9 protein-coding genes are annotated in these 8,500 nt (G+C 70.0%); all 9 read left to right on the forward strand.

What is annotated here, in order from left to right:
• Window positions 1-780: YncE family protein (locus ACIY1X_RS21820; RefSeq protein ID WP_399684656.1), on the forward strand; the 780-nt coding region annotated here is incomplete at its 5' end.
• A complete protein-coding gene (locus ACIY1X_RS21825; RefSeq protein WP_399684659.1) occupies window positions 764-1,663 on the forward strand; it encodes a polysaccharide deacetylase family protein in 900 nt (299 codons plus the stop codon). The genes ACIY1X_RS21820 and ACIY1X_RS21825, both read left to right, overlap by 17 nt.
• Before the next feature lie 8 nt (window positions 1,664-1,671).
• On the forward strand, window positions 1,672-2,724 hold the full coding sequence (locus ACIY1X_RS21830; RefSeq protein WP_399684662.1) for a sterol desaturase family protein: 1,053 nt from the start codon (window positions 1,672-1,674) through the stop codon (window positions 2,722-2,724).
• A gap of 25 nt (window positions 2,725-2,749) precedes the next feature.
• The gene (locus ACIY1X_RS21835; protein WP_399684673.1) at window positions 2,750-3,616 is read left to right on the forward strand and encodes an EI24 domain-containing protein; all 867 of its coding nucleotides are present in this window, start codon (window positions 2,750-2,752) and stop codon (window positions 3,614-3,616) included.
• Window positions 3,613-4,419: a competence/damage-inducible protein A gene (locus tag ACIY1X_RS21840; protein WP_399684664.1), complete on the forward strand. Its 807-nt coding sequence runs from the start codon at window positions 3,613-3,615 to the stop codon at window positions 4,417-4,419. The genes ACIY1X_RS21835 and ACIY1X_RS21840 overlap by 4 nt, the downstream gene beginning before the upstream one ends.
• A 150-nt stretch (window positions 4,420-4,569) precedes the next feature.
• On the forward strand, window positions 4,570-5,985 hold the full coding sequence (gene glnA / locus ACIY1X_RS21845) for a type I glutamate--ammonia ligase (RefSeq protein WP_038213455.1): 1,416 nt from the start codon (window positions 4,570-4,572) through the stop codon (window positions 5,983-5,985).
• A gap of 153 nt (window positions 5,986-6,138) precedes the next feature.
• Window positions 6,139-6,645 (forward strand): hypothetical protein, encoded by a 507-nt coding sequence (locus ACIY1X_RS21850; protein WP_038213458.1) that lies wholly within the window; start codon window positions 6,139-6,141, stop codon window positions 6,643-6,645.
• Window positions 6,645-7,721, forward strand: a complete 1,077-nt coding sequence (gene glnL, locus ACIY1X_RS21855) for a nitrogen regulation protein NR(II) (protein WP_399684667.1) — start codon at window positions 6,645-6,647, stop codon at window positions 7,719-7,721. Before ACIY1X_RS21850 ends, glnL begins: the two co-directional genes overlap by 1 nt.
• Before the next feature lie 22 nt (window positions 7,722-7,743).
• Window positions 7,744-8,500, forward strand: a 757-nt coding sequence (locus ACIY1X_RS21860) for a sigma 54-interacting transcriptional regulator (protein ID WP_399684670.1), incomplete at its 3' end; no start/stop codon positions are given.

The raw sequence follows: 8,500 nt of genomic DNA on the forward strand, positions 1-8,500 counted from the left end.
CGCTCCGTCATCGTCGCCAACTCCGCCGGCGACTCGCTCACCTTCTTCGACCCGCGCACCGGCGGCGTCCAGCGCACCCTCTACGGCATCATCGATCCGTACCAGCTGCAGTTCTCGCCCGACATGAAGTGGTTCGTGACGGCGGCCAACCGGTTGAACCATGTCGACGTCTATCGCTGGGACGGCACCAACCTGCAGCTGGCCCGCCGCATCGCCACCGGCAAGACGCCCAGCCACATCTGGATCGACCGCAGCAGCACCGTGGCCTACGTGACCATGCAGGACAGCGACGAGCTGATCGCCGTCGACCTGCCGACCCAGACGATCCGCTGGCGCACGCCCACCGGCCCGATGCCGGCGGACATCTACGGCATCCACGGCGACCGCACGCTGCTGGTGGGCCTGACGGGCAGCGACGGCGTGCAGGTCTTCGACGTGGCGGGCAAGGAGCCGAAGCTGATCGGCAAGATCCCGACCGGCAAGGGCGCCCACGCCTTCCGCAGCGCGGGCGACGGCAAGTCGGTCTTCGTCAGCAACCGGGTGGCCAACAGCATCAGCCGCATCGACATCGCGACGCTCACCGTCAGCGCCACCTACCCGGTGCCGGGTGGGCCGGACTGCATGGACGTCTCGGCCGACGGCAAGACGCTGTACGTCACCTCGCGCTGGGCCAAGAAGCTCAGCGTGGTGGACCTGAGCGCCGGCAAGGTCTCGCGCACCATCGGCGTCGGCCGCTCGCCTCATGGCGTGTGGACGCTTGATCATGCCCGCCGCCGCTGACCTCCCCCGCCTGCTGGCGGCCGTGGCGCTGTGCGTGGCGGCGGCGCTGCCCGCGGGCGCCGGTGTGCAGGGCGGCGGCTGCGACAAGCCGGTCTACCTGACCTTCGACACCGGGCACATGGGCATCGCGCCGCTGGTGGCCGAGGTGCTGCGGCGTCAGCAGGTGCGCGTGACCTTCTTCGCCGCCGCCGAGCGCACGCAGGACGGCGGCGACAGCCTGGACAACCGCTGGGCGCCGTGGTGGAAGGCGAGGGCGGCCGAAGGGCACGAGTTCGCCTCCCACACCTATGACCATGCCTACTGGCGCGGCGACGAGAAAGGCATCGAGCCGCCGCCGGGCCGCCCCAAGGCGGCGAGCGCCCCCTCGGGGGGCAGCGAACCACGCGCAGCGGGGAGCGTGGGGGCCACGTTCACGCCGCGCTTCCGCATCCGGCCCTCGGCAGGCGCCTTCGCCGGCCGCACCTTCACCTGGAGCGCGGCCCAGTACTGCGAGAGCATCGCCAAGGCGGCCGACCGGCTGGAGCACATCACGGGCAGGAAGCCGCTGCCGCTCTTCCGCGCGCCGGGCGGCAAGACCTCGCCGAAGCTGCTGGCGGCTGCCCGCCAGTGCGGCTTTGCCCATGTCGGGTGGTCGCCGGCCGGCTTCCTGGGCGACGAGCTGCCCAGCGACAAGTACCCCAACGACCAGCTGCTGGCGCAGGCGCTGGAACGCATCCGGCCCGGCGACATCCTGCTGGCGCACCTGGGCATCTGGTCGCGGCAGGACCCATGGGCGCCGGCCGACCTGGAGCCGCTGATCGTGGGGCTGAAGGAGCGCGGCTTCTGCTTCCGCACGCTGCGCGAGCATCCCGACTACGCGGCCTGGATCGCCGCGCACCCCTGAGCGCCGTCATGGAGTGGCTGAGCGACGCGTTCGACCTTGCGCAGCAGTGGCTGTTCGAGGCGGTGGTGCAGCCGCTGGTCTATGCCGCCGGCCTGGGCGGCTGGGCGGAGGACGCCTTCGACGCCACCGGCTGGCTGCTGGTGGGCCTGGTCCAGATCGTCGTGTTGCTGGCGGTGATCGGCCCGCTGGAGCGCTGGCGCCCGGTGGAGCCGGTGCGCGACCGGCAGGCGGTGCGGGTGGACGTGATCTACACGCTCGTGCACCGGCTGGGGTTGTTCCGGCTGGCGCTGTTCTTCCTCGTCACGCCGTTGTTCGACGCCGTGCTCGGCTGGCTGCGCGGCAACGGCTGGGGCACGTTGCACCTGGACGAGCTCTGGCCTGGCGTCACCGACATCCCCTGGGTCGCGTTCGCGCTCTACCTGGTGGTGCTGGACTTCGTCGAATACCTCATCCACCGCGGCCAGCACCGCTTCGCGTGGTGGTGGCGCCTGCATGCGCTGCACCACTCGCAGCGGCAGATGACGATGTGGAGCGACGACCGCAACCACCTGCTGGACGACCTGATCCACGACGCCATCATCGTCGCGGCGGCGCAGCTCATCGGCGTGGCGCCGGGGCAGTTCGTCGCGGCCGTCGCCGTGATGCAGCTGTCGCAGAGCCTGCAGCATGCGAACCTGCGCCTGGCCTTCGGCCGGTTGGGCGAGCGGCTGTGGATCAGCCCGCGCTTCCATCGCCGGCACCATGCCATCGGCATCGGCCACGAGTCGCCCGGGCCGCGCCGCGCCGCCGGGCCGCCCCAAGGCGCGGCAGCCCCCTCGGGGGGCAGCGAACCACGCGCAGCGGGGAGCGTGGGGGCCACAGTTCTCGGCGGCTGCAACTTCGGCGTGCTGCTGCCCTGGTGGGACATGCTCTTTCGCAGCGCCGACTTCTCCGCCCGCTACGAGCCCACCGGCATCCGCGACCAAGTCGAGCCCGACGAACAGGGCCGCGTGCGCGACTACGGCCGCGGCTTCTGGGCGCAGCAGTGGCTGGGACTGAAGCGGCTGGCCGGGCGGGCCTGAGTCCGTGGCAGGTATGCTCGACCCGATGCGCCTGCTGCTCGACTCCTTCTGGCGTGCCGTCGCCTACTGCCTGCACCCCCGCGTCATCGTCCTGTCGCTGCTGCCGCTGGCGCTGATGGCCGCCCTCGCGCTGGGCCTGGCCTGGCTGTACTGGGACGCCGCCGTCGCCTGGACCCGCGATGCCCTCGACGCCTGGCCCCTGCTGGCCAGCTTCTGGGGCTGGCTGCAGGGCCTGTTCAGCGGCGACGTGCGCAACGTCCTGGCGCCGCTGGTGGTGGTGCTGGCGGTCACGCCGATGCTGGTGCTGGTGTGCCTGGTCGTGGTGGCCGCCTTCATGGCGCCGGCACTGACCCGGCTGGTGGGCGAGCGGCGCTTCCCGGCGCTGGAGCAGCGGCACGGCGCCTCCTTCATCGGCAGCGTGCTGCGCTCCATCGGCCTGACGCTGGTGGCGGTGGTGGCGCTGGTGGTGTCGATGCCGCTGTGGCTGGTGCCGCCGCTGGTGCTGGTGCTTCCTCCCCTGATCTGGGGCTGGCTCACGGCCCGCGTGATGAGCTACGACGCCCTGGCCGAGCACGCCAGCGGCGAGGAGCGCGAGACCCTGCTGCGCACGCACCGCTGGCCGCTGCTGGGCATCGGCGTGCTGTGCGGGCTGCTGGGCGCGGCGCCGAGCATCGTGTGGGCCTCCGGCCTGCTGTTCGCCGCCGCCTTCTTCCTGCTGGTGCCGCTGGCGATCTGGATCTACACGCTGGTGTTCGCCTTCTCCGCCCTGTGGTTCGCCCACTACGGGCTGGACGCGCTGGCCCGGCTGCGCGCGCAGCGCGCGGGGCTGGCGGCGACGGCAGCCGACGCCGAGGCAGCGGCCCTGCCGCCGCCGCAGGAGGGCGCGCCATGACCGCATCTCCGGCCTTCGGCCTGATCATCGTCGGCGACGAGATCCTCTCGGGCAAGCGCGCCGACAAGCACCTGTCCAAGGTGATCGAGCTGCTCGGCGCCCGCGGCCTCGCGCTGGCCTGGGCGGAGTACGTGGGCGACGATCCGGCGCGCATCGCCGCCGTGCTGAAGCGCGCCTTCGCCGGCGGCGACGTCGTCTTCTCCACCGGCGGCATCGGCGCCACGCCCGACGACCACACCCGCCAGTGCGCCGCCGCCGCCCTCGGCGTGCCGCTGGCGCTGCACCCCGAGGCCGAGGCGCTGATCCGCGAGCGCATGCAGGACACCGCCCGCGAGCAGGGCGTGCCCTACGAGCCGGACCGGCCGGACAACGTCCACCGGCTGAACATGGGCGTCTTCCCGGCCGGTGCCTCCATCATCCCCAACCCGTACAACAAGATCCCGGGCTTCAGCGTGGGCCACGTGCACTTCCTGCCCGGCTTCCCGGTCATGGCCTGGCCGATGATCGAGTGGGTGCTGGACACCCGCTACGCGCACCTGGCCCGGCCGGCGGGCGTGAGCGAGCGCTCCGTGATCGTCTTCGGCGCCATGGAGGCCAGCCTCACGCCGCTGATGGAGGCGGTGGAGCGCGACCACCCGGGCGTCAAGGTGTTCAGCCTGCCCAGCGTCGACCACCCGCAATACGGGCGCCACATCGAACTGGGCGTCAAGGGCGACGCGGCCCGCCTCGATGCGGCTTACGCGCAGCTTCGCACCGGCCTGGACGGTTTTGGTGCGCGCATCGGCCCCGAATTGGTGCGATGACGAATTGAGCACACAATTGGTGCGTTTGCGGCCCCGCGCCTGCGCTCCGGCGCCCCGCCGGCGGGCCTGACGGCGCCCCGCAATGGCACAGAAACTGCATCCCTGCCGCTGTCCTTCACTCAACCCACCATCCCTTCCAGGAGAAACCTGATGGCCAAGACCGTCGCCGACGTCATGAAACTCGTCAAGGAAAACGAGGTCAAGTTCGTCGACTTCCGATTCACCGACACCCGCGGCAAGGAGCAGCACGTCACGGTGCCGGTGTCGCACTTCGACGAGGACAAGTTCCAGGCCGGCCACGCGTTCGACGGTTCCTCCATCGCCGGCTGGAAGGGCATCGAGGCCTCCGACATGCTGCTGATGCCCGACCCGAACACGGCGGTCATCGACCCCTTCTTCGAGGAAACCACCCTCAACCTGACCTGCGACGTGCTGGAGCCGGCCGACGGCAAGCCCTACGACCGCGACCCGCGCTCCATCGCCAAGAAGGCAGAGGCGTACCTCAAGGCCTCGGGCCTGGGCGATACCGCCTTCTTCGGCCCCGAGCCCGAGTTCTTCATCTTCGACGACGTGCGCTGGGCCAGCGACATGTCGGGCAGCTTCGTCAAGATCGACGTCGACGAGGCCCCCTGGAACACCGGCAAGAAGTACGAGAGCGGCAACAGCGGCCACCGCCCGACCGTCAAGGGCGGCTACTTCCCCGTGCCCCCGGTCGACAGCAGCCAGGACATCCGCGCCGAGATCTCGCTGGTGCTCGAATCGCTGGGCATCCCGGTCGAGGTGTTCCACCACGAGGTGGCGGGCGCCGGCCAGAACGAGATCGGCACCAAGTTCAGCACGCTGGTCGAGCGCGCCGACTGGACGCAGAAGCTCAAGTACGTGATCTGGAACGTCTGCCACGCCTACGGCAAGACGGCCACCTTCATGCCCAAGCCGATCCAGGGCGACAACGGCTCCGGCATGCACGTGCACCAGTCGATCTGGAAGGACGGCAAGAACCTGTTCGCCGGCGACGGCTACGCGGGCCTGTCGGACACGGCCCTGTACTACATCGGCGGCATCATCAAGCACGCCCGCGCGCTCAACGCCATCACCAACCCGGGCACCAACAGCTACAAGCGCCTGGTGCCGGGCTTCGAGGCGCCGGTGAAGCTGGCCTACTCGGCCAAGAACCGCTCGGCCTCGATCCGCATCCCCTTCGTCAGCAACCCGAAGGCGCGCCGCATCGAAGCCCGCTTCCCCGATCCGCTGGCCAACCCCTACCTGTGCTTCTCGGCCCTGCTGATGGCCGGCCTGGACGGCATCGAGAACAAGATCCACCCGGGCGAAGCGGCCACGAAGGACCTGTACCACCTGCCGCCGGAAGAGGACGCGCTGGTGCCCACCGTCTGCCACAGCCTGGACCAGGCGCTGGAGTACCTGGACAAGGGCCGCGGCTTCCTGACCAAGGGCGGCGTGTTCACCGATGCCTTCATCGACGCCTACATCGAGCTGAAGATGCAGGAGGTGACGCGCTTCCGCATGGCGCCGCACCCGGTCGAGTTCGACATGTACTACTCGCTGTAAGCGCCCCAGGGCCGGCCCGCCGCGCGCAGGGCTGGTGTGGCAAAAGGACGGCTTCGGCCGTCCTTTTTCCTTTTCAGGGGGAACCGCCGGACCGGTGCTCCCTCGAATTGCAAGAAAATGCAAGTCTCCCTTCCGCTTCACTGGCCCCGGAACATGAAGATCTTTTCCCTCACCGCACTGCTCATCGCCACCGCGCTGGCCGGCACGGCAGTCCAGGCGCAGGACCGTGTCTGGCGCTGCGGCAACGAATACACCAACAACACCGCCGAGGCGCAGCGCCGCGGCTGCAAGCTGGTCGAGGGCGGCAACGTCACCATCGTGCAGGGCACGCGCCCGGCCGCCTCGGCATCGTCCTCGGGCGGCGGTTCGCGCGCCGGGGGCTCGTCCCCGGCCGGCAGCCCGAAGGTCGACAGCACCGAGCAGCGCCAGCGCGACAGCGACGCGCGCGCCGTGCTGGAGTCCGAACTGAAGAAGGCCCAGTCGCGCCAGGCGGAGCTGCTCAAGGAATACAACAACGGCGAGCCCGAGCGCCAGGGCAACGAGAAGAACTACCAGAAGTACCTGGACCGCGTGGCCGAGATGAAGGCGCAGATCGAGCGCAACGAGAGCGACATCGCCGGCCTGCAGCGTGAACTGAGCCGTCTGCCGGCCGGGCGCTGATGGCCTTCGGCAAGCCGGCCGCGCCGGCCCGGCGTTTCCAGCCCTTCGACCTGCTGGCGACGCTGGTGGCGGTGGTCCGGGCCGACGGCCGGCTGCTGTTCGCCAACTCGGCGCTCGAGGACGCGATGGGCACCTCGCGCCGGACGCTGGAGGGCAGCCCCTTCGGCGCGTGCTTCCTGGAGCCCGGCGTGCTCACCACTGCCATCGAGGGCGTGCGCGACAACGATTTCGCGACGCTGCGCTACGAGGCCTTCCTGCGCCGCGGCGCCCAGGAGCCGCTGCCGGTGCAGGTGACGCTGGCGCAGACCGACCGCAAGGGCGAGATCCTGATCGAGATGTCGCCGCAGGAGCAGCAGGTGCGCCACGATCGCGAGGAGCGCCTGCTGGGCCTGGCGCAGGCCAACAAGGAACTGATCCGCAACCTGGCCCACGAGATCAAGAACCCGCTGGGCGGCATCCGCGGCGCGGCGCAACTGCTGCAGATGGAGGTGCAGGCTCGCGACCTGATCGAGTACACCCAGGTCATCATCCACGAGGCCGACCGGCTGCAGACGCTGGTGGACCGCCTGCTCGCGCCGCACCGCCGCCCGCACGTGGTGGGCGACGTGAACATCCACGAGGTGATCGAGCGCGTACGCTCGGTGCTGCTGGCGGAGTTCCCGCACGACCTGGAGATCGAGCGCGACTTCGACCCCTCGATCCCCGAGTTCCGCGGCGACCGCGAGCAGCTCATCCAGGCGACGTTGAACATCGCCCACAACGCCGCGCAGGCGCTGGCCGAGCGGCGCGAGGCGGGTGACGCGAAGATCACCTTCCGCACGCGCGTCGTGCGCAAGGTGATCCTCAACAAGCAGTGGTGGCGACTGGCACTGGAATTGCATGTCATCGACAACGGGCCGGGCGTGCCGGACGACCTCAAGGACCGCATCTTCTATCCGCTGGTGTCGGGACGGGAGAGCGGCACCGGGCTCGGGCTGACGCTGGCGCAGACTTTCGTTCAACAGCACCATGGCGTGATCGAGTGCGACAGCCAGCCCGGCCGGACCGATTTCAAGATAGTGATACCACTGCCTTAGCAGGAAGGACGACAGGAACTGCATGAAGCCGATCTGGATAGTGGACGACGACCAATCGATACGCTTCGTGCTCGAGAAGGCTCTCCTGCGTGAAGACCTGCCCACGCGCAGCTTCACCAACACGCGCGAGGTGCTGGCCGCCCTGGAAGCCGCCAACGACGACGAGATGCAGGGCCCGCAGGTGCTCGTCAGCGACATCCGCATGCCCGGCGGCTCCGGCCTGGACCTGCTGGACAAGATCAAGCAGAAGCACCCCGGCCTGCCGGTCATCATCATGACCGCCTTCTCCGACCTGGACAGTGCCGTGTCGGCCTTCCAGGGCGGCGCCTTCGAATACCTGCCCAAGCCGTTCGACCTGCCGCGCGCGGTCGAACTGATCCGCCGAGCGGTGGACGAGAGCCAGCGCGAGGAGGTGGCCGAGGAGCGCATGCAGGCCGCGCCCGAGATGCTGGGCCAGGCGCCGGCGATGCAGGACGTGTTCCGGGCCATCGGCCGGCTGTCGCAGAGCAACGTCACGGTGCTCATCACCGGCGAGTCGGGCTCGGGCAAGGAGCTGGTGGCGCGCGCGCTGCACAAGCATTCGCCGCGCGCCAGCGGCCCCTTCATCGCCATCAACACCGCCGCCATCCCGAAGGACCTGCTGGAGTCCGAGCTGTTCGGCCACGAGCGCGGCGCCTTCACCGGCGCGCAGACCATGCGGCGCGGCCGCTTCGAGCAGGCCGAGGGCGGCACGCTGTTCCTCGACGAGATCGGCGACATGCCCTTCGACCTGCAGACGC

Origin of the sequence: Xenophilus sp. (genome assembly GCF_044462705.1) — a bacterium.
Taxonomy (GTDB): domain Bacteria; phylum Pseudomonadota; class Gammaproteobacteria; order Burkholderiales; family Burkholderiaceae_C; genus Xenophilus; species Xenophilus azovorans.

What these genes read in the sequence shown, in the direction of transcription:
- ACIY1X_RS21825 (WP_399684659.1), top strand. Translation starts at nt 764, where the DNA reads ATGCCCGCCGCCGCTGACCTCCCCCGCCTGCTGGCGGCCGTGGCGCTG.
- ACIY1X_RS21850 (WP_038213458.1), top strand. Translation starts at nt 6,139, where the DNA reads ATGAAGATCTTTTCCCTCACCGCACTGCTCATCGCCACCGCGCTGGCC.
- glnA (WP_038213455.1), top strand. Translation starts at nt 4,570, where the DNA reads ATGGCCAAGACCGTCGCCGACGTCATGAAACTCGTCAAGGAAAACGAG.
- glnL (WP_399684667.1), top strand. Translation starts at nt 6,645, where the DNA reads ATGGCCTTCGGCAAGCCGGCCGCGCCGGCCCGGCGTTTCCAGCCCTTC.
- ACIY1X_RS21835 (WP_399684673.1), top strand. Translation starts at nt 2,750, where the DNA reads ATGCGCCTGCTGCTCGACTCCTTCTGGCGTGCCGTCGCCTACTGCCTG.
- ACIY1X_RS21840 (WP_399684664.1), top strand. Translation starts at nt 3,613, where the DNA reads ATGACCGCATCTCCGGCCTTCGGCCTGATCATCGTCGGCGACGAGATC.
- ACIY1X_RS21830 (WP_399684662.1), top strand. Translation starts at nt 1,672, where the DNA reads ATGGAGTGGCTGAGCGACGCGTTCGACCTTGCGCAGCAGTGGCTGTTC.